The organism is Rhizobium sp. WSM409, from assembly GCF_057653825.1.
In genome coordinates, this window is sequence record NZ_CM172794.1 from 2,013,920 (window position 1) to 2,034,338 (window position 20,419).

Consider the following 20,419-nt stretch of genomic DNA (forward strand, 5'->3'; position numbering starts at 1 on the left):
GGGTCTGCGGGTCGAATAGCGACGCTTTGTATACGCTTTCATGGTGCGGACCTTGAAACCGCCGGGTTGATGGCCCATAACCAGAGTACAAGAAAAAGAAGAGGCGCGCGTGGGTGTGTTCGACCGTCAGAAAAGCAATCATGAACCGCGATGGCTCGGATCGTCGGCGCAAACGCGCACGCCTCTGATTCCCTCCATTTCGGCGGCGCGCTGGTTGCTGGTCCTGGTCGTTGCTGCCGGCGTCTATTTCTTCTACGGCTTCCTCGTGCCGGTGCTCGCAGCCCTCGTCATCGGCTTTGCCAGCTGGCCGCTCTACCGCAAACTTCTTGCCCGCGTCGGCGGCAATACGACGATCGCCGCGACCATCGCGATCATCATGATCATCACCTTCCTGGTCATCCCGATCGGGCTTGCGGTCACCTATACGACGGGCGAAGTGCGCACCTGGGTCACCTGGGCGATCCATGCCAACCGCGTCGGCGCCCCGACGCCCGACTGGATCGTCGCACTGCCTTGGGCCGGTGCCTATCTCAATGAAGTCTGGACGAGATATATCGGCAGCCCCGGCGCCCTCGGCGAAGTCATCCAGGCGGTCAGCGGCGCCAATATCGGCAACATATACCGCGCCGTGCTCGCGGCCGGGGGCGGCGCCTTCCATCTGCTGCTGACCCTGCTCTTTATGCTGATCGCGCTGTTCTTCGTCTATCGCGACGGTTTTTCCTTTTCCAAGCAGATCGACATGCTGGGCGAGCGCATCCTGCCCAACCGCTGGGAGCGCATTTCCCGCGTCGTGCCGGCGACGATCAGCTCCACCGTCATGGGCATGACGCTGATCGCGATCGGAGAAGGCATCGTGCTCGGCCTTGCCTACTGGATTGCCGGCGTGCCCTCGCCGGTGACGCTCGGCGTTTTGACCGGTGTGATGGCGCTGATACCGGGCGGTGCGCCGCTCTCCTTCACGCTGGTCTCCATCTATCTGCTGGCGAGCGGCTCGCATGTCGCCGGCATCGGTCTCTTCGTCTGGGGGACGGTCGAGCTCTTCATCGTCGACAAGACCTTGCGGCCGAAACTCGTCGGCGGTCCGATCAAGCTGCCCTTCCTACCGACCTTCTTCGGCCTCGTCGGCGGCGTCAAGACGATGGGTTTCCTCGGCCTCTTCATCGGCCCGGTGCTGATGGCGCTGATCGTCGCCATCTGGCGCGAGTGGATCCACGAGGCCCGCAACGCCGATAAGAGCGAAACCGGGCCGCAGATCATCATCGACGAACAGGCCCCGCCGCCGGTCCCCGGTTCGCCGAAAACCATGCCGCGCGTCGCCGAAGGCTGAACATGGCTTCGCAGACCGGCTAACCCAGCCGCTTTTCCATGAACAGGCTGAGCGGATCCGGCAGATAGCTGCCGAAAGGCTCGATTTCCCGATATCCGTATTTGCGGTAGAGAGCGATCGCCTCGGGCTGGTAGATGCCGGTTTCGAGCCGGATCGCCGTCAGCTCCTTTTCTCCTGCGATTGCTTCGAGCGCATTCATCAGGCCGCTGGCGATCCTCAGCCCCCTCGCCTCGGGATCGACGAACATGCGCTTGATCTCAGCCGTGCCGTCACCGGCCTCGACCAGAGCGCAGCAGCCGACGATCGCATCGCCGTTGCGCGCGACGAGGAAGCTCACCGAAGGCTTCTCCAGCACGGAGAGGTCGACCAGATGGTTGCTTTCCGCCGGATAGAGCGATTGCGCATAGGCATCGGAAAGATCGAGAAGGCGGATGACGCCCTCCTGGCGCGGCGGCTCATGGGCGATGGTGACGGACATGTTGGCTCCCTCTGCCGGCGCGTAACAAAATTTTCCCCGATATGACGGAGAGTTAATACCCTTGCCTTCATTCGGTTGGAATTGCGCCCTCTAAGACGATGAGGTGCTCAATAATCAAGGAAGCAGAATATGCAAGCGGTGCTGATCGCGATGACCATTCTCGGCTGCGACGATTCCATCAGCCAGTGCAATTATGTCGCGACGGTCGATAAACGCTGGGAAACTGTTTCCGCCTGTGATGCCGAAGCCGAACGACGGCTGAAGACCTATGTGAATGTCAACTATCCCTCGGTGATCGCGGTGTGCGAGGCGCCGAAAGCCATCGCCGCCGCCGAGCCGCCGAAACCAGCGCCCGCGCCTGCCGCCGCGCCCGAGGTCGCCGTCGCAGCGCCCCAACCAGCAGGAAGGATTGCCGGTTTTGCTGAAGGCATCGCCGGACAGGTCCGCGCCCACCTGCCCTCGGGCAGAAGCGTCAAGGACACACTCACCAAGCCGGTGCATTTCGTCTCCGCCAGCTATTCCTGGGTGGTGACGCGGCTAGCTGATTAGGCCGCCGCAAGCGCCGCATAGACGCGGGCCGATTGTCGCTGCTCGTTAACGTGCAGCTTTTCTACCATGTCGAGCAGTTCGCCGATCGCGCCATGCGCATCGTGATGGCGGAATCTTTCGAGAAGACGGCCGCAGACATTGCCGAGCACGCTGCCCGGCGCTTTTCTGGCGGCATCGCGCCACAGCATCGTCGCCTCGACGAAGATCACGCTGATATCCCTCGGCAGGCCGGCGGACTCGTAGAGCGCGCGCACGGCATGCATGCGCCCGGTGGCCAGGATCGAGCGCACGCGGCGCTCGCTGCACGCGGTCAGATCGACAATCGCGCCGGCGAAGAAATCCACCTTTCCGGCGCAGAGCGCATGCATCAGGAAGGACGGCGTCAGCCGGCCGTTGAGGCGCAGATGCTGGACGAGGTCTGGTATTTCACGTGGGGCAATGTCACCGGCGATCGAAACGATGGCAGCCTCGGTCGCCTCGCGGCTGATGCGCTGAAGCCGCTGCAGGCCGATCGCCGCCTGCGCCAGCGGCAGCCCGATCAGCGCATTGCTGACGTGCTGAGTGAGCAGCTGGCGGGCATCGGCGGGAAGATCGCTGCGGTCGAGAAGCAGATTGCGGACATCGCAGCAGTCGCCGAGCCGTTCGGCAATGCGTTTCAACGACAGGCTGGAGATCACCGCGCCGTCATTCTCCAGCAGACAGAGCAGTTCTTCCTCGTCGCCGACCTCCGCAAGGGCTGCGGAAACCGGGCGCGTCACATGCGCTCTGGCAGCGATCAGCATGCGGGTGGCGCCGTTGCCGCGCGCGGCAAGGTCGACGAGATCGGCATCGCTCAAAAGCGGCGAGCAGGTCACCGCGTGGCAGGCGACCTCGGGCTGGTCTTCGGCAAGCGAAAGAATCAGGTTGCGCGGCGCGTCGGGCGACCAGGCGATCGCCTCGGCAAGTGCAAGCCGCACGCGCGGCGACGGATCGTCGAGAAGAAAGGTCATCGCCATTTCGGCCGCCGCCCGCTCGTCTGCGGACATTTCGGACTGCAGATAGGCGCGCCCGAGGGCGTTTGCGGCCCGAGCCCGGTCACCGGTCTTGGCCGTTTCGATCCAACGAAGGAAAGCTTCTACGATCACGCGACGCCCCAGCACTTGAACGCGATTCCCTCGCGCTCCATTCAATGCTGCGACCGTAGCGGCAAAAGGTTTAAGATTGGTTCACCATGTTTCTTAAGCCTTTGGACGCCTGGCGGTTGGGCTCAGCCTTGCTAGGGCTTCGGCCGGATCATCTCGAAAACATCGCTGCCTTCGCTGTAATCCATGTAGCCCATCCGGGCCAAAGGTCGGGCGATTGACATGTCGAGGCGGCCGTCCCTGACGATCGCTTCATCGATACGGATGCCGACCACTTCGCCGAAGACGAGGACGTTCTCGGACGGTTCTCCCGACAGCGTCTTCGGCTCGATGATCTCGGTCACCTTGCATTCGAGCACCGCGAAAGCCTCGTCGACATAGGGCGCGTCGATCAGTTCGGCCTGCTTCGGCGTCAGGCCGGCGAAGTCGAATTCGCTGTCGCCGTAGGGTAGCGCCGCCGAGGAGAGGTTCATCTTCTCAGCAAGATCGCGGCTGACGAAATTGCAGGTGAAGACGCCGGTCTCGGCCGCGTTGCGCTGGCTGTGCTTGCGTCCGGCGGAAGAAAACATCACCAGCTTCGGCCGGTCTGCAACGGCGTTGAAGAAGGAATAGGGCGCGAGATTGATCGAACCATCCCTGCCCTTGCTGCCGATCCAGCCGATCGGGCGCGGCGACACGATCGCCTTGAACGGATCATGCGCGAGCCCGTGCCGGTTGCTGTCGGTGGTGTAAAACATCAGTCTTCTCCGCCGACCCAGGTTACGGTATCGACAATCTCCGGCCGCGGCCGCTCGATCGCCGGAAATGTCGTCGAGCCGATATGAATGAAGCCCGCCACCTTTTCATCAGGCCCGACGCCGAGCAGTGGATAAGCACGCCCGTCATAGGCAAACCACTCCGTCAGCCAGTTGGCGACATAACCATTGGCATTGGCAGCGAGGATGACGTTGAAGCAAAGCGCGCCGGCCGACATCAGCTGCTCCCATTCCGGGATCTTGATATGCGGCCCCGCCTTGCTGACGATGGCGACGACCACCGGCGCACGGGTGAAACGGCTGCGCTCGACCTGAATCATCTCTTCGGAAAGGTCTGGCTTTGTCTGAAGTGCCAGCGCCAGCAGCTCCTCGCCGAGACGCACGCGCTGCTCTCCGCGATAGACGATGAAGCGCCAGGGCGCGATCTTGCCGTGATCGGGAACACGCGAGGCAAGACGCAGGATTTCCTCGATCTCGGCCTTCTCGGGGCCTGGCTCGCACATCTGGAAAGCGGGAATGGAGCGGCGCACGGCGAGGTAGTCGATCAGCTTGATATCGGATTTCATACGGGAGAAGCTCTCATTTTTATGCTGCTGCAAAGGGTGGGTCTTGAATTTGCCATCGCGTTGGTCTTGAAGTGACCTTTGCGATTTCAGAAGTCAATCGGTTCACGAAACAGATGTTTGGCATTTTGCCTTTTGCACGCATCGGCCTTGCCATTGCCCTGATGGTATTGATGCCCCTCGGCGCTGGCGCTCAGGATGCCTTCAAGGAATTCAAACAGCTTGAATCGACACCGAAGATGCCGAAGCTCGATGCCTTCATCGCGCCTGGCACTGTGCCCGATGGGGTCAAGCTGCGCGACGTCCCGATGGAGGCCAAGCTGACGGCGGACGGCACGCCGGTTGAGGAGGGCCTTTCCTGGTACGTCTTCAGCCCGATCGCCGGAGCCGACGGCAAGCTGCCGCTGATCGCCAGCGCCAAGGGCGGCCCCGCCGCCTTTCAGCTCGCCCCCGGCGATTATTTCGTCAACGTCTCCTTCGGCCGCGCCGGCGTCACCAAGAAACTGACCGTGCCCGCTGACGGCGAGATCGACAAGCAGGTGATGGTGCTCGATGCCGGCGGTCTGCTGCTCAATGCCGTCTCCGGCGCCGATGCCCGCATCCGCCCCGACCAGTTGAGCTTCTCGATCTATTCCTCGGAAGTGCGCGACGATGGCGAGCGTGGCCTCGTTATGGCCGATATCTCGCCGAATACCGTCGTCCGTCTCAATGCCGGCACCTATCACATCGTTTCCGAATATGGCAGCGTCAACGCCGTGATCCGCGCCGACATCCAGGTCGAGGCCGGCAAGCTGACCGAGGCGACGATCCAGCATCGCGCCGCGCAGATCACCTTCAAGCTGGTCTCCGATGCCGGCGGCGAGGCGATCGCCGATACCGCATGGTCGATCCTGACGGCGGCCGGCGACAGCGTCGGCGAAAGTGTCAGCGCCTTCCCCACCATGGTTCTCGCCGAAGGCGGATATTCCGCCGTCGCCCGCAACAAGGACAAGATCTACCAGCGCGATTTCACTGTCGTCGCCGGCAGGAACACCGATGTCGAGGTTCTGATGAAGGACCAGCAGCCGCAGCCGCCCGTGAGCGACGCGGCCCGCACGGTACAGCAGGTGCCGGTCGGCACACCGCCGCCGCCGGGTGTCCAGCCAGCTCCGGTGGCACCGCTGCCCTCCTACGAACAGCTCGTGCCGCAGGGCGGCGACGACACCAGCCTCGATTAATTTTTCCGTGAGCGGTTTCGGCTCGAGCCGACGTCGGCGCCACTGAGAAGACGGATCGCGGCCAGAAGCCCCCCGGCCGTGCAGCTCAGCAGTGCTCAGGCGCGGATTCCATCATTGGCATAGAGTATTTCTCTGAAACGCACCCCGGTCTTGGGGTGACACGTTCCGATAAACATTATGGCCAGAGATCAGCTTCCGACAGCGCCGAAGGCGCTGTCGTTCTCGGCCGTTTTCAGGCCGCCTTGGCTTTTTTTGCTTCGGCCTTGCGACGGATGTCAGGCGGTGTCGCTTCGCGGGCAAGGCTCTCGACGGCGGCGTCGAGCTCCATCGAAACCTGGTCCTGGCTGCCGAGGCGGCGGATGTTGACCGTGCGCTCCTCGGCTTCCTTCCTGCCGCAGACGATGATGACAGGAACCTTCGTGACCGAATGCTCGCGGACCTTGTAGTTGATCTTCTCGTTGCGGAAATCGGTTTCGACGTTGAGACCGGCCTCGCGCAGCGCCTCGGCCACTTCAAGCCCGTAGGCGTCGGCTTCCGAGGTGATCGTTGCGACCACCACCTGCAGCGGCGATACCCAGAGTGGCATATGGCCGGCAAAGTTCTCGATCAGGATGCCGAGGAAGCGCTCCATCGAGCCGCAGATGGCGCGGTGGATCATCACCGGCTGCGTCTTTTCGGAGTTGCTGTCGATGTAGAAGGCGCCGAAGCGTTCCGGCAGGTTGAAGTCGACCTGCGTCGTGCCGCACTGCCATTCTCGGCCGATCGCATCCTTCAGCGTATATTCGAACTTTGGACCGTAGAAGGCGCCCTCGCCCGGCAGGATGCCGGTCTTGATGTTGTTCGACTGCTGCTGGATCGTCTCCAGCACGCCCATCATCACGCTTTCGGCGCGGTCCCAGAGATCATCCGAGCCGACGCGCTTGTCCGGCCTTGTCGAGAGCTTGATGGTGACTTCGTCGAAGCCGAAATCCTTATAGACCGAAAGAATCAGGTCGTTGATCTTCAGGCATTCGGCGGCCATCTGCTCGTCCGTGCAGAAGATATGCGCATCGTCCTGCGTGAAGCCGCGCACGCGCATCAGCCCGTGCAGCGCGCCCGACGGCTCGTAACGGTGGACATTGCCGAATTCGGCCAGCCGGATCGGCAGTTCGCGGTAGGATTTCAGCCCGTGCTTGAAGATCTGGATATGGCCGGGGCAGTTCATCGGCTTCAGCGCAAAGACGCGATCATCGTCGGTGTCGTCGCCGGCAACCGTTACCTTGAACATGTTGTCGCGATACCAGCCCCAGTGGCCGGAGGTCTCCCACAGCGACTTGTCGAGCACCTGTGGCGCATTGACTTCCTGATAGTCGCCGGCCAGCCGGCGGCGCATATAGGCAACCAGCGTCTGAAAGACGCGCCAGCCCTTGCCGTGCCAGAAGACGACGCCGGGACCCTCTTCCTGGAAATGGAAGAGATCCATCTCGCGGCCGAGCCGGCGATGATCGCGCTTTTCGGCTTCGGCAAGCATATGCAGGTAGTTGTCGAGTTCCGACTGCTCGGCGAAGGCCGTGCCGTAGATGCGGCTCAGCATCGGATTGTTGCTGTCGCCGCGCCAATAGGCGCCAGCCACCTTCAAGAGCTTGAAGGCGCTGCCGATCTGGCCGGTCGAGGCCATGTGCGGGCCGCGGCAGAGGTCGAACCAGTCGCCCTGGTAATAGATCTTGAGATCTTGCCCTTCCGGGATCGCATCGACGAGTTCGACCTTGTACTGCTCGCCCTTGTCGGCGAAGACCTGTTTCGCCTTCTCGCGCGACCAGACCTGCTTGGTGAAGGCGGCGTTGCGGGCGATGATCTCCTTCATCTTCTTTTCGATCTTCGGCAGATCGTCGAGTATGAAGGGCTCGTTCTTGGCAAAGTCGTAATAGAAGCCGTTTTCGATGACCGGGCCGATCGTCACCTGGGTGCCGGGCCAGATCTCCTGCACCGCTTCGGCCATGACATGCGCCGCGTCATGGCGGATGAGTTCGAGCGCGCGGTCGTCATTGCGGGTGATGATCTCGATCCTGCCGGTCGTCACGGGATCGGAAAGGTCGCGCACGGTGCCGTCGATCGCAACGGCGACCGCCTTCTTGGCCAGCGACTTGGAAATGGATTCAGCGACATCCCGGCCGGTTGCGCCGGCATCATAGCCGCGCACGGAACCATCGGGAAATGTCAGGGAAATAGCTTGGGACATCGAAATTCTCCTTGTCCAGTCCCGCCAACGAATGCGGGTGGTTGACTGAAACGCGCCTCCGCGGAGCTGAATGCGCAGCCGCCTGATAGCCAGATTTCCTGTCTGAGTAAAGATGAAGCGGGACAATCCGGCACCGAAGCGAGGTCGTGCGTCTATCCCCCATAGGTCATTGTGTAATTCTTGAGTGCCGACTTCAAGGGCTGGTCGATCTCATCGTCCAGCGGCCCATCGTAAAGGCCGCGTCGCAAGAGGCTTCTTTTCAGTGCCGTGCGGGTGAAAGGCGAAAACGCCTTCAGCTCATCGGCAATCTGCCGGTCTCCCTGCCGCATTGCCAGAAGGATGTTTTCGGCTGCATTATCCGAACTGAAGGTCGCATCATAGGCATAGGCCAGCCGATAGGCGGCTCTATTGTAGCCAGTGTCCATCGCCCGCAGATACCACTTGATGGCTTCTTGCCGGTTGACAGCAATTCCGAGGCCATCGTCGTAGAAACGCCCGAGCGCGAACATGCCGCCGGCCGAATTCAGCTCGGCGGATTTCTTATAATATTGGAATGCGATAGCCTGATCTTGATCTTTGCCGTTCTCGTAATACCACGCAAGATTAAGAGCGCCGGCCGCGGATCCCGCATCGGCCGCCTTCTGAAACCAGTTGCGGGCGATGGTCTGGTCCTCTTTGGTGCCGATGCCATTCTGGTAGTAGTAGCCGACGGCGTTCATCGCTTCAGGATATTGCTTGAGGGCCGCCATCATGAACCAGCTGAGCGCCTTGGAGCGATCAATGGGCACGCCCTGCCCGTATTCGTAGATATCGCCCAGGGCGTATTGCGCTTTCGCATTGCCATGGGCCCCGGCCTTCGTCAGCCATTCCAAAGCTTTGCCGAAATCTTTCTGGCTTCCATCCGCTCCTCGATAGAGCGTCCCGAGCCTGTACATCGCGTCAGCAGATTTCTTGTTCGCCGCCGCTTCGTACCACTCGATCGCTTTCGCATAGTCGCGGGCGACACCATCGCCATCTTCATATTTGATGCCGAGCAGCACCATCGCCGTGACGTTACCGGCGGCGGCGCCCTTTTCCAGATAGTCGATCGACTTGCCGTCGTCCCGCGGCAGATTGGCATCATTGGCGTACATTTGGCCAAGCTCGGCGAAGGCGTCGATGTATCCGTTCTCTGCGGCGGCCTTGAACCAGTGTACGGCTTCTCTCGAATCCTGAGTTGTACCCTCCCCTCTTTCATACAAAAGCCCAACACAATACTGGGCCTTGGCCGAACCATTTTCGGCGGCCTTGAGATACCAGACAAAGGATTTTTGGGCGTCGGCAGTCGTACCCGAACCGTCATAGGTGCGGTCCGCAACTTCGAGAAATGCGTCGGTATCTCCTGCCTCCGCCGCCTTCTGGAACCATTCGAAAGCTTTGACCACATCCTTGGGAAGGCCGCCGCCATTTTCATAACCATAGGCAAGCACCCGCATGGCGTCTGTATCGCCGGCGGCCGCAGATTTCTCCAGCCATTTCACGCCGTTTTCGACGTCGCGAGGACCACCCGTTCCCCTATAGAGCGATTGACCGAAACGTCGGGCGCCGCTGGAATCTCCGAGTTCGGCAGATTTTCCATACCAGATGCGGGCTTCGCTCTCGTCTACCGGCACACCTTTGCCTTGCTCATACATGGCGCCCACATCTGCCATGGCACGGGCATTCCCACGAGAGGCAGCTTCCTTCATCCAGTACATGGCCTGGTCATAGCGCGGATCGGGCATCTTCAATAAAAGCAAAGCCTTGCTACGATAGGCAGCGAGTATGTCTTGCGCAATTGCCTGATCCAGCAGGCTCTCGGCCTTTGCGAAGTCACGCTTCGTCTCCCTGCCCGCCACGTAGACGTCTGCCAGCGTCCTCATCGCATTGCCGTCGCCAAGTGCCACTGCTTTCTCAAGGAGATCGAGCGCCGTCTTTCTCTGCGTCTTGTCCCCATCTCTCAGATAGTATCGAGCAAGCGTCCTCATCCCATCGGCGGAACCTTTCCGCACCAGGTCGTCCAGCATGGCAACGGCGCGGCTGGCGTTCTTCTCCGTTCCAATGCCTTTCGTGTAAAGGAATGCGATGTCCGTTGTCGCTCTCTCATGGCCCTGTTCTGCTGCGGCTGAAAGCAGTGCAAAACCCCGCTCTGCGTTAACGGGAACACCAATCCCGTCCAGGTACATCCAAGCAAGTGATCTCTTGGCAGGAATATAGCCTAGCCGATCTGCAAGTTCGAAATAGGAGCGCGCCATGACAAAGTCCTGCGCAACGCCCCAGCCCAACATGTACATCTCTCCGAGATATTCGGCGGAGCGCGGATCGTTTGTTGCTCTTGCCTTTCTCAGCCAGGACAGCGCGGCATTGAGATCGCGCTCACGCCCGAGGCCGTAAGCAGCTGCCTCCGCCAGGTAATCCATGGAGGGTGCGTGTCCCTGGGCCGCCAACTCATCGAATCCGGCAAGTGCCGGCTCGAATTGCTGAAGTTTGAATTTGCTGGCGAGCGAAAAATAGCGGGCGTCGATGGAGCCTGGTTCTGCCTGCAAATAGACTTCGCAAGCGGTAAGCGCATTCCGCCAATAAGCGAGATTGTCGATATCTAGGCCATCACGCGCCAGATGGCGGCACTTGGCTTCTGATGTGGGGTCATCTGCGCTTGCAGCAATTGCGGGAGAATTGGCAATGGAGATGACGAGAAAAAGTGAGGCGGTCGCGAGATAGAAGAGCTTCATTAGTGACGACATTTCGAAAACTAGGACTGGAAATACAGTGATATCCGCCACTTATTCAACTGCAAGTACATTTTTCCTTCGGTAAATGAAAACCTTTGAAGGCGTGTTCTCCTTGCATCTAGAATAGCATTTCAGTCAGGCCGCACACGGTGTTCCAGTTGCGCATCGTACCGACGCCGATCCGCTTCGTCGTCAGGGCCGAAAGCAGCTTGGATTGGCTCGGCTTGCCTCCGAAATCGATCCAGAGATCGCCGCCGACGACGGCGATGCGCTGTCCCTCCGTCATCAGCGGTTTCAGCGCCTCCACCTTCTTCGGGTCGACCGGCAGGCGCATCACCCGGACGATCACCTGGTCGCCCTTGCCGTCCTTGAAGGGATTGGTGCTGCAAAGCGCCATCCAAGTGCAGTCGCTGCGCACGATAATGTCGACATGTTTGCCGAATTTTTCTTCAAAGGCCTCTTCCAACGTGACCTCGAGTTCGTGCGGCCGCATTTCGTCGGCCTCGAAGACGAGATTGCCTGTGGAAACCAGCGTGCGCGGCTCGCGATAACCGAGCTCTTCGGCAAGGGCGCGCAAATCTTGCATGATGACGCGGCGGTCGGGCGTCAGGACAATGCTGTGCAGAAGGGCTATGAAGGTGCTCATGGCGGTCACCCTCTCTTGCGTCCGAGGGCGAGATAGCGCCAAGGGCTCCACCAGCGGAAGCTGTCGCCGAGCATCTCCGGCACCTGGTCGAGGCCGCTGGTGCCGCCGGGGCCGCAGCGGCCGACGCGAAACAGTGTCATCCAGCCGCCGGCCCACAGGCCGTGGCGGGCGATCGACTCGTAGCCATATTCGGAGCAAGTCGGGATATGCCGGCAGGAATTGCCGATAAAGCCGGAAAGCGTCAGCTGGTAGAGGCGGATCAGCCCCATGCCGAGCAGGCGGTCGGGAGACTTGCGGAACGGGCCGGTATAATTGCGGGAAGTGAGTGCCGCCTTTTCACGCGGCTTTGCTGAACCGGCGGCACCGCCGTCGTCCTCATCGTCAGCCTGCCGAGCGCAGAACTCGCACATGTCAGTTACGCCTCGACAATTTCCGCCCGTTTTGCCTCGATCTGCCCGATCGCATCGACAACCGCATCGAAGGTCAGCATCGTCGAGGCATGGCGGGCCTTGTAGTCCCGCACCGGTAGCAGATAGCGCATGTCTTCGAATCGTCCATGGGGCCCTGCCCCGTCCGCCTTCAACATGGCGAGCATGTCCTGGCGGGCCTGGCGCAATTCGTCCGATTTGGCACCGACGACATGGCGGGCCATGATCGAAGACGAGGCCTGGCCGAGCGCGCAGGCCTTTACGTCATGGGCAAAGCCGGTCACGGTGTCGCCATCCATCTTCAGCCAGATCCGCACCTTTGAGCCGCAGAGCTTGGAATAGGCCTGGGCGCTTGCATCGGCATCATCAAGCGCGCCGGTCAATGGAATATTGCCGGCGAATTCGAGGATTTTGCTGTTGTAGATATCGTCCATGCTGGATTTCCGCTCCAAAATCACTGCGGATCGGCCTCTGTTGGGGCGTTATTGTCATCAAAACAAAAAACACACCGTGTCGTGTGAGGATACTTACATACGATGGCCGTCTTCCTATATGTATGTCGTTCGAAGGCCATTAAAATGCAATGGCCTCGTGTAAGTTTGATTGGGAAACCGTGCCGGACGGGCTGAACTGCCCTGAAAGCCCCGGAGCCTGCCAAAGGTGCATGAATTCCCGCATGGGATTGACCAGTGGCGATTCCGACAGATGGGTCCGCGGTGCGGACCAGGAGACCATTGTTCATGGACGCCATCGTAAAGAATTTTCCGCAGACGAACCGCGACTCGGATCGCCCCTCCCAGCAGGAGGCGGAGGAAGCCGTTCGCGTCCTGCTGCGCTGGGCGGGTGACAACCCGGCGCGTGAAGGTCTGCTCGAAACGCCGGCCCGCGTCGTCAAATCGTACCGCGAGCTTTTTTCCGGTTACGACATGGCGGCGGAAGACGTGCTCGGCCGCACCTTCGAGGAGGTTGCCGGTTACGACGACATGGTCCTCGTCAAGGACATTCCGTTTTACTCGCATTGCGAACACCACATGGTGCCGATCATCGGCAAGGCCCACGTTGCCTACATGCCGGACGGGCGTGTGCTCGGCCTGTCGAAGATTGCCCGTGTCGTCGAGATCTATGGCCGTCGCCTGCAGACGCAGGAAACGATGACCGCCCAGATCGCCCGGGCAATCGACGATACGCTGAATCCGCGCGGTGTCGCCGTGTTGATCGAGGCCGAACACATGTGCATGGCGATGCGCGGCGTTCAGAAGCAGGGCTCGACCACGTTGACGACCACCTTTACGGGAACGTTCAAGACCGAGCCGGCCGATCAGGCCCGTTTCATGACCATGGTGCGGAGCCGCTGATACCGGCTCCCTCAGGAGGGCCGCGATGAGTCAACTGATCTTCAATCAACCATCCGAGGACAAGTCGGCGTTGGAAGACGCCGGCGATTTCACGCCGCGTTTCGACGACCGCGGCCTGATCACCGCCATCGTGACCGACGCCGGCGACGGCGAGTTGCTGATGGTGGCGCACATGAATGCCCAAGCGCTGGCGCTGACCATCCAGACCGGCACGGCGCATTATTTCAGCCGTTCGCGCGGCAAGCTCTGGAAGAAGGGCGAGACCTCGGGCAATCTCCAGACGGTGAAGGAAATCCGCACCGATTGCGATCAGGACGCCATCTGGCTGAAGGTCGAGGTCGCCGGCCACGACGCCACCTGTCACACCGGCCGCCGCTCCTGCTTCTACCGGACGATCACGCTCCGAGATGGAAAGCCGATGCTCGATATCGTTGACGACGAGCGCCAATTCGATCCCGCGGACGTTTACGGAAAATAGGCTGTACCTCCCGGGCATTTGCCCCTTATTGCGCCAGAAACCGTCTCTATATACCATTTGGAAACTGATCGGGCAGACTATCGGAACCAAGTGTTGGGAGGGGAGAAGGCCATGCTGAGCTGGAGTTTGCATCGTCAAAGCTCTGAAGGCGAAGGTGCCGGTTCCGGCATGTCGACTACGCTCGAGACGATCCCGCCTCCCTCGCCCCTCAAGAAAATCAAGATCGCTCTGGCTCTCGGCGGCGGCGCTGCCCGCGGCTGGGCTCATATCGGCGTGCTGCGCGCCCTCGACGAGGCGAAGGTCGAGATCGGCATGATTGCCGGCACCTCGATCGGCGCTCTGGTCGGCGGCTGCTATCTCGCCGGCAAACTCGATGAACTCGAAAGTTTCGCGCGCTCGCTGACGATGCGCCGCATCGCAAGTCTGCTCGACCTGACGATCGGCGGCAGCGGCCTGTTCGGCGGCATGCGGCTGACCAAGCGCATGCAGGAACATCTCGAGGGCCTGAACGTCGAGGATCTCGACCGGCCGTTCGTGGCGGTCGCGGCCGAGGTCAATACCGGTCATGAAGTCTGGATTGCCAATGGTTCGCTGATTACGGCGCTGCGCGCCTCCTATGCCCTGCCCGGCATTTTCGAGCCGGTGCGCAGCAATCACCGCACGCTGGTCGACGGGGCGCTGGTCAATCCCGTCCCCGTCTCCGTCTGCCGCGCCTACGAGCAGCCGCTCGTCGTCGCCGTCAATCTCAATTACGATCTCTACGGCCGCTCGGCCGTCGTCCGGCACAATGCCAGCCTGTCGCCGCAGGAAGTGCAGAAGCAGGAAGAGGCGCCCTATGCGCGCCTCGGCATGACCGGCGTCATGGTGCAGGCCTTCAACATTATCCAGGACAGGATCGCCCGCGCCCGCCTTGCCGGCGACCCACCGGATATTTCGCTGCAGCCGCGGCTCAGCTATATCGGCCTTTCCGAATTCCACCGGGCTGGCGAGGCGATCGAACGCGGCTACGAGGAAGCCAGAGCCCGGCTCCCCGAGATCAAGCGCATGCAGGAAGTCTATGCAAGAAACCCCTGATGCACGTCGTCCAAAAGCCTGCAGCGCTTTTGCGGCAACGACATCGCTCAAGCACGGCCGGCGAAAACCTCAGCCGGCGATATAGGCCTTGATTTCCTCGGCCTCACGCTCGACTTCAGCGATACGCGATTTCACCACGTCGCCGATCGAGATGATGCCGGCAAGCTTGCCGTTGCTTTCCACCGGCACGTGACGGAAACGACGGCTGGTCATCAGCTCCATCAACTCGTTGACGGTCGTTTCCTCATGGCAGCGATAGACCTTCGTGGTCATGACCTGGGCCAGCGAGTGGTCGAGGCCTTCCTTACCGTGTTTGGCGATCGCATGCACGAGATCGCGCTCGGTGAACATCCCCGAAATTCGGTTCTCCATGCCGACGACGACGATGGCGCCGATCTTCTTCTTACTGAGGATGGCCGCCGCCTCGGCGACGGTGGTGTTCGGCCCGGCGGTGACGACGTCCCTGCCCTTCAGGTCGAGGATTGCTTTGACTGAACTGGTCATTCGAACCTCCTATGTCCGTGAAACACTTGTCACAGGCATCCGCGGCGGTTTCTCCCCCCGGCACGGATATAGGTCGATCGTGCACTGCTCGGCTCAGGATTGCAACATATCCTTCTCGGTTCCGTCAGGTTCCATCACCGGCGGGCGCGGCGCCCGGTCGAACAACGAAAACAGCAAGAAGCCGAAGACAAATCCGCCGATATGCGCATCCCAGGCAATCGCCTGGTCGCTGTCGCCGACGAGCGGGATGCCGACAGCGATCAGCGCGTTGCCGACCAGCCAGAGCAGCATGAAGATGATTACGGTGCGGCTCTTCAGCGCCTCGACGATGGAAAGCCGGGGATTGAGATGCGCAGGCGCCATCGGTCGCCGTTCGGCCGGAAAGGCGAATCGGCAGGCGGCGCCCATCAGCCCGGAGATGACGCCCGACGCGCCGATCAGCAATGACACGTCCCCCCAGTTCAGGACCGCGTGCAGGGCGGCGGACGCGACGGCGGAAAAAAGCCAGAAGAGCGCGAAACGCAGCGTCCCGATGCGGCGCACGACCGGCGCGCCGAAGGCCATCAGCCAGAAGGCGTTAAAGAGGATATGCTGGACGCTGCCGTGCAGCAGCGAATAGGTGACGGGTGTCCAGAACAGCTCCGGCCCCTGCTGCGACAACGGAGTCACGTAGCTGTGGGGATTAAAGCCGAAGGTGTTGAATAGCCACATCACCGCATCGTCGGAGAGCAGGAGCTCCTGCACCGCATAGATGATACCAAGCAGGCAAAGGCTGAAGAACAGCGCTGGCGGAAGGTTGAAGACCGGTTCGCGCGGTGGCCGTGCCGGCGGCTGGACCTCGGGAGGTTCGGGCGCCTTATGCGGCTCGGCCGTCTGCTCATTCATCTGTGTTTCGCCTCGTTGAGGCCACAGCCATACAGGAGCGATTGTCAAAAAAAAAGCCGTCCGAAGGGTCGGACGGCATACCGGGAGCTCCAGGAAAAGACCTCGGCCCGGGCAGGTTGTGCTGAACTTCGAAAGTCGAAGCGATGGCAGGACAGTCTCACGACGGGCATCGCATCTCAACCGAAACCATCTCTTAACCTTAACCGCCGTGATTTGGCATGAAATCCGCAAGGTAGAGCTTGTACGGGCAATGACTGCCCAAAAATGCTCCGGAATGGAACAGGTTGGTGTGAAATGCGGCTACAAACGACCATCGAAATTTTTGAGTACTGGAACCGTATCCGCGGCGCTGCCGATGCGCCGCTGAAATCACAGGTCGAACCCTCCGCCGTCCCCCATCTTCTCCAAAGTCTCTTTATTCTGGAGACGCGCAAGGGTGGAGATATCGGCTTTCGGCTCGCCGGCACCCGTATCTGTGATCTCTTCGGGCGTGACCTGCGCGGCGAACGTTTTTCGTCTCTCTGGGCAAATGGTCAGCTCGCGGACATCGAACGCACGGCGATGGGTGTCATGGACCATGCCATGCCGGCCCTGTTCAACGCCACCGGCTACAGCACTGTCGGTCATCAGGCCTCCTTCGAGATTATCATGATGCCGCTGCGTTCGCCGGACGGCGCCTGCGACCGGCTGCTCGGCGCGATCGCGCCGGCAGCGGCCGCGAGCTGGCTGGAGATCGTACCGCTCGAATTCCTGGCGCTCGACCGCAGCCGTCTGCTGCCCGGAAAATTCGACAAGGCAGCACCGGCCGAACTGCGGCGCCCCATCAACAGGATCGTCGCCGGCAAAAGCATCCATTTCGGGCAGGTCATGCGCCGCATGGTGTCGCAGCTGCTGAGCGTGGAGGCTCGTTGACGGTCCCGTTTCGGCACATCTTGCATACTCGTTTTCCGCTATGTCGGGGTGGGGCAGAACAACCTTCTGTTAATGGATTGTGGGTAAAGATCGGTCTCTGTGATTTTCATGAAGAAGCCCCTTGATGCACTCGTTCCAGCCAGCTCAGACGCAACGACCTGCGCCGCGCCCTGAACAGGGCGTATTCCAGCGCGTGCCCATCAATATGCAGGGCCGGCTGATGCTTGCGAACTACGAAGAATTCGAATGCATGGTGATCGACATGTCGCCTGGCGATATGTACGTCACCTGCCTCGGCCGGCCGCGCGCCAACGAACGCGTCGTCGCTTATATTGACCATCTCGGCCGCGTCGAAGGCTATGTCCAGACGATCGATGGCCGCGGCTTCACCATGTCGATCAATGCCACCGACCGGAAGCGCGAGAAACTCGCGGCCCAGCTCACCTGGCTTGCCAACAAACACGAACTCGGCCTGCCCGAGGATCGCCGCCACGACCGTCTGACGCCACGCGACACGAAGACCGATCTGACGCTGGAGGACGGCACGCTTTATTCCTGCCGCATCATGGACCTTTCGCTGTCGGGCGCCGCCGTCGACGTCGAAATGCGCCCTTCGATCGGAACGGCTGTGCGCCTCGGCAACATGCGTGGGCGCGTCGTGCGCCACTTCGTCGAAGGCGTGGCAATCGAATTCCTGTCGATCCAGTCCCGCGAGACGCTGCGCGAATTCCTTTAACAGCTGCTGAAAATGGCGTTGCCTGCCGGGGATTCCGTGGCGGGTGCAAATTCTCGACGGACTTCCATCGAACGCGATTGCCAAGTCCGGTGCGCACCCGGTCAGGTCGTGTTGAAAAGCCGGCACTTCACGGCAAGAGCTTTGCAAGCGGCAACAAATCTGGCTTTGGAAAGCAAGCGCGAATCCTGTCGCAAGTCGTTCCAGCCAGTCGGTAGTTAGAATTATGAGTGGAACAAGCTGCGACACCAATCGGCACCCTAATGAGGTCGCCCCAAATTGTGCAGTGCTGTTGCGTCCCGGAGTGCCCCGCCCTCGCCCGCCTTCCCTTTGTCAGCGATATGACGGATAAGATCCGCTTCGACCGCAGGCGGACCGATGTCAGCTGTCTATCCCGAAATCGAACCCTATGATCATGGCCTGCTCGATACGGGCGACGGCAATCTGATCTATTGGGAGGCCTGCGGCAATCCGGCGGGCCGCCCGGCGCTGGTGCTTCATGGCGGCCCTGGTTCCGGCTGTACGACCGCGGCGCGCCGCTATTTCGATCCCGACGCCCACCGAATCATTCTGTTCGATCAGCGCAATTGCGGCCGCAGCCTGCCGAGCGCTGCCGATCCCGAAACCGATCTCTCCCTCAACACCACCTGGCATATCGTTGCCGATATCGAGCGGCTGCGGGCCTGTCTCGGCATCGATACCTGGCTCCTTTTCGGCAATTCCTGGGGTTCGACGCTGGCGCTGGCCTATGCTGAAACCCATCCGGAGTGTGTCGCCGCGATCGTCCTGTCAGGCGTGACCACCACCCGGCGCTCGGAAATCGACTGGCTCTATCGTGGCATGGCGCCGCTCTTTCCGGAAGAATGGCAACGTTTCCGCCAGGCTGTTCCTCCTGGCAGCCAGGGACGGGACGAGGACATGGTTGCAGCCTATCATCGTCTCCTCAACGATGCGGACCCGGAAACGCGCCTCCAAGCGGCGCGCGACTGGCATGATTGGGAGGCGGCCTCGATCCTGCTCGCCGATCCCCAAGGCCGGCCGCGCCGCTGGGCCGATCCGGCCTATTTGCTGACGCGCGCCCGCATCATCACCCACTACTTCACCAACGGCGCATGGCTGGAGGACGCCCAGCTTTTGAAGAACACCGCGCGGCTCATCGGCATTCCCGGTATCCTGCTGCAGGGAAGGCTCGACATCGAGGCGCCGCTCGTCACGGCCTGGGAACTCGCCCGCGCCTGGCCGCAAAGCGAGCTCAGCATCCTTCCGCATGCTGCCCATTCCATCGCAAATCCGGATATGAGCGCGGCGATTGTGACTGCCACCGATCGATTTCGCGATTTTCCTCCAAAATAATTTTCCCGCCTACATCGGCGATCTGAGCGATATTCTGCTTTCGAACCGGCCGAATCGGTCGTTTCCGGCGGCATCGTCGACCGGCGGCACGCCGCCGCAGATCGCTTATCGGCCGGCGGAATTTACCCGGCTCGACGAAAATCCTTAACATGAGGACGGCAACGCAACCTTTTCACGGGCGAAAGCCTTGTTGCGTGGATTACAATTTTAATCGAATTCAAGACAAATCCGCATCGAATTTTATGCGTATTCGAATCTGTTTTTAGCCAAGCTTTATCGGTATTTGAATCAACTAAGCCTTTAATTCTATTACGTAATTTTGCGTGAGATAAAAACGTCTGTGCCATTGTCACCTCAACTTACGGGGAGACGGCAATGACAACTGCGAATATCCTGAAAGGCGGCCTTCTGGCCGGTGCGATCATGATGGCAATGGCGGGTTCGGGACAGGCGATGCCCGCCAGCATGGCCCTGGCAGGCAATGCCAGCCCGCCGATCGGACACTACGAATTCTGCAAGGCGAATCCGACGGAATGTGTCGAAGTCGGCGGCGATGCCGGACCGGCCATCCTCACCGAGGATCGCTGGAAGGAAATTCTCAAGGTCAACTACACCGTCAATTCGACGATCCAGCCGATGACGGATGAGCAGATCTACGGTGTCGAGGAGCGCTGGGCCTATCCGCGCACCGTCGGCGACTGCGAGGATTACGCCCTGCTGAAGCGCAAGATGCTGATCGACGACGGTTTTTCACCGTCCGACACGCTGATCACCGTCGTGCTGCAGCCGAATGGCGAAGGCCATGCCGTGCTGACGGTCCGTACTGATCACGGCGACTTCATTCTCGACAACATGCGCAACAAGGTGCTGCTGTGGTCGGATACCGAATACACCTATCTGAAGCGCCAGTCCGCCGACGATCCGGCCCGCTGGTCGAAGCTTCAGGACGGCCGCGCTGTCGCGGTCGGTAGCGTCAAGTAAGAACAGCCTGCCGGCCAATGCCGGCTGCAACCTGCGGCCCGGTCAGTCCCCGCATCCCGTCCCCGACCGGTGCCCAAGAGCCGTTCCCGCTG

21 protein-coding genes are annotated in these 20,419 nt (G+C 60.9%); 10 read left to right on the plus strand and 11 right to left on the minus strand.

Going from position 1 to position 20,419, the window contains the following annotated elements:
• Positions 1–109 precede the first annotated feature (109 nt).
• Positions 110–1,327, plus strand: coding sequence for an AI-2E family transporter (locus AC25BC_RS10150; RefSeq protein WP_012757539.1), 1,218 nt, complete (start codon positions 110–112; stop codon positions 1,325–1,327).
• 19 nt (positions 1,328–1,346) lie between these two features.
• Here AC25BC_RS10150 and AC25BC_RS10155 read toward each other — a convergent pair whose 3' ends face one another.
• A complete protein-coding gene (locus tag AC25BC_RS10155; protein WP_012757540.1) occupies positions 1,347–1,805 on the minus strand; it encodes a GNAT family N-acetyltransferase in 459 nt (152 codons plus the stop codon).
• Positions 1,806–1,934: 129 nt separating this feature from the next.
• Between AC25BC_RS10155 and AC25BC_RS10160 the strand changes: the two genes are divergently transcribed.
• Complete coding sequence (locus AC25BC_RS10160) at positions 1,935–2,354, plus strand: hypothetical protein (protein WP_012757541.1); 420 nt, start codon at positions 1,935–1,937, stop codon at positions 2,352–2,354.
• On the opposite strand, the gene AC25BC_RS10165 is transcribed toward AC25BC_RS10160, so the two are convergent.
• From AC25BC_RS10165 to AC25BC_RS10175, 3 genes are all read right to left on the minus strand, one after another.
• Entirely contained in the window at positions 2,351–3,493 is a 1,143-nt protein-coding gene (locus AC25BC_RS10165; protein WP_128439300.1) for a DUF2336 domain-containing protein, read from the minus strand. The genes AC25BC_RS10160 and AC25BC_RS10165 overlap by 4 nt on opposite strands.
• 116 nt (positions 3,494–3,609) lie before the next feature.
• A complete protein-coding gene (locus AC25BC_RS10170) occupies positions 3,610–4,212 on the minus strand; it encodes a flavin reductase family protein (protein ID WP_128439301.1) in 603 nt (200 codons plus the stop codon).
• A complete protein-coding gene (locus AC25BC_RS10175) occupies positions 4,212–4,796 on the minus strand; it encodes a nitroreductase family protein (RefSeq protein ID WP_128439302.1) in 585 nt (194 codons plus the stop codon). Before AC25BC_RS10175 ends, AC25BC_RS10170 begins: the two co-directional genes overlap by 1 nt.
• A 113-nt stretch (positions 4,797–4,909) precedes the next feature.
• Here AC25BC_RS10175 and AC25BC_RS10180 point away from each other — a divergent pair, with 113 nt between their 5' ends.
• On the plus strand, positions 4,910–6,010 hold the full coding sequence (locus AC25BC_RS10180; RefSeq protein WP_012757545.1) for a hypothetical protein: 1,101 nt from the start codon (positions 4,910–4,912) through the stop codon (positions 6,008–6,010).
• 232 nt (positions 6,011–6,242) lie between these two features.
• Here the strand turns inward: AC25BC_RS10180 and thrS are convergent, their stop codons facing one another.
• From thrS to AC25BC_RS10205, 5 genes are all read right to left on the minus strand, one after another.
• Positions 6,243–8,228, minus strand: a complete 1,986-nt coding sequence (gene thrS, locus AC25BC_RS10185; protein WP_128439303.1) for a threonine--tRNA ligase — start codon at positions 8,226–8,228, stop codon at positions 6,243–6,245.
• 152 nt (positions 8,229–8,380) lie between these two features.
• Positions 8,381–10,978, minus strand: coding sequence for a tetratricopeptide repeat protein (locus AC25BC_RS10190; RefSeq protein WP_128439304.1), 2,598 nt, complete (start codon positions 10,976–10,978; stop codon positions 8,381–8,383).
• A 118-nt stretch (positions 10,979–11,096) separates the two neighbouring features.
• Positions 11,097–11,624 carry a DUF1697 domain-containing protein gene (locus AC25BC_RS10195; protein ID WP_012757548.1) on the minus strand — a complete coding sequence of 176 codons (528 nt, stop codon included), beginning with the start codon at positions 11,622–11,624 and terminating at the stop codon, positions 11,097–11,099.
• Between the two features lie 5 nt (positions 11,625–11,629).
• Positions 11,630–12,034, minus strand: a complete 405-nt coding sequence (yidD, locus tag AC25BC_RS10200) for a membrane protein insertion efficiency factor YidD (protein ID WP_012757549.1) — start codon at positions 12,032–12,034, stop codon at positions 11,630–11,632.
• Between the two features lie 5 nt (positions 12,035–12,039).
• Positions 12,040–12,486, minus strand: coding sequence for an iron-sulfur cluster assembly scaffold protein (locus tag AC25BC_RS10205; RefSeq protein ID WP_128439305.1), 447 nt, complete (start codon positions 12,484–12,486; stop codon positions 12,040–12,042).
• Between the two features lie 306 nt (positions 12,487–12,792).
• Here AC25BC_RS10205 and folE point away from each other — a divergent pair, with 306 nt between their 5' ends.
• From folE to AC25BC_RS10220, 3 genes are all read left to right on the plus strand, one after another.
• Positions 12,793–13,407 carry a GTP cyclohydrolase I FolE gene (folE, locus tag AC25BC_RS10210; protein WP_012757551.1) on the plus strand — a complete coding sequence of 205 codons (615 nt, stop codon included), beginning with the start codon at positions 12,793–12,795 and terminating at the stop codon, positions 13,405–13,407.
• A 25-nt stretch (positions 13,408–13,432) separates the two neighbouring features.
• Positions 13,433–13,885, plus strand: a complete 453-nt coding sequence (hisI, locus tag AC25BC_RS10215) for a phosphoribosyl-AMP cyclohydrolase (RefSeq protein ID WP_012757552.1) — start codon at positions 13,433–13,435, stop codon at positions 13,883–13,885.
• Between the two features lie 111 nt (positions 13,886–13,996).
• Positions 13,997–14,959 carry a patatin-like phospholipase family protein gene (locus AC25BC_RS10220; RefSeq protein ID WP_128439306.1) on the plus strand — a complete coding sequence of 321 codons (963 nt, stop codon included), beginning with the start codon at positions 13,997–13,999 and terminating at the stop codon, positions 14,957–14,959.
• A 69-nt stretch (positions 14,960–15,028) separates the two neighbouring features.
• On the opposite strand, the gene AC25BC_RS10225 is transcribed toward AC25BC_RS10220, so the two are convergent.
• Both AC25BC_RS10225 and AC25BC_RS10230 read right to left on the minus strand, forming a co-directional pair.
• Positions 15,029–15,463: a CBS domain-containing protein gene (locus AC25BC_RS10225; RefSeq protein WP_128439307.1), complete on the minus strand. Its 435-nt coding sequence runs from the start codon at positions 15,461–15,463 to the stop codon at positions 15,029–15,031.
• A gap of 93 nt (positions 15,464–15,556) precedes the next feature.
• The gene (locus AC25BC_RS10230) at positions 15,557–16,348 is read right to left on the minus strand and encodes a rhomboid family intramembrane serine protease (RefSeq protein WP_128439308.1); all 792 of its coding nucleotides are present in this window, start codon (positions 16,346–16,348) and stop codon (positions 15,557–15,559) included.
• Positions 16,349–16,612: 264 nt separating this feature from the next.
• Here AC25BC_RS10230 and AC25BC_RS10235 point away from each other — a divergent pair, with 264 nt between their 5' ends.
• The 4 genes from AC25BC_RS10235 to AC25BC_RS10250 all read left to right on the plus strand — a co-directional run bounded on the left by AC25BC_RS10235 (position 16,613) and on the right by AC25BC_RS10250 (position 20,327).
• The gene (locus AC25BC_RS10235) at positions 16,613–17,260 is read left to right on the plus strand and encodes a PAS domain-containing protein (RefSeq protein WP_128439309.1); all 648 of its coding nucleotides are present in this window, start codon (positions 16,613–16,615) and stop codon (positions 17,258–17,260) included.
• A gap of 124 nt (positions 17,261–17,384) precedes the next feature.
• Positions 17,385–17,996 carry a PilZ domain-containing protein gene (locus AC25BC_RS10240; RefSeq protein ID WP_012757556.1) on the plus strand — a complete coding sequence of 204 codons (612 nt, stop codon included), beginning with the start codon at positions 17,385–17,387 and terminating at the stop codon, positions 17,994–17,996.
• A gap of 375 nt (positions 17,997–18,371) precedes the next feature.
• Positions 18,372–19,346: a prolyl aminopeptidase gene (pip, locus tag AC25BC_RS10245; RefSeq protein WP_128439310.1), complete on the plus strand. Its 975-nt coding sequence runs from the start codon at positions 18,372–18,374 to the stop codon at positions 19,344–19,346.
• A gap of 375 nt (positions 19,347–19,721) precedes the next feature.
• Positions 19,722–20,327, plus strand: a complete 606-nt coding sequence (locus AC25BC_RS10250) for a transglutaminase-like cysteine peptidase (protein WP_011652094.1) — start codon at positions 19,722–19,724, stop codon at positions 20,325–20,327.
• The last annotated feature ends 92 nt before the right edge of the window (positions 20,328–20,419 follow it).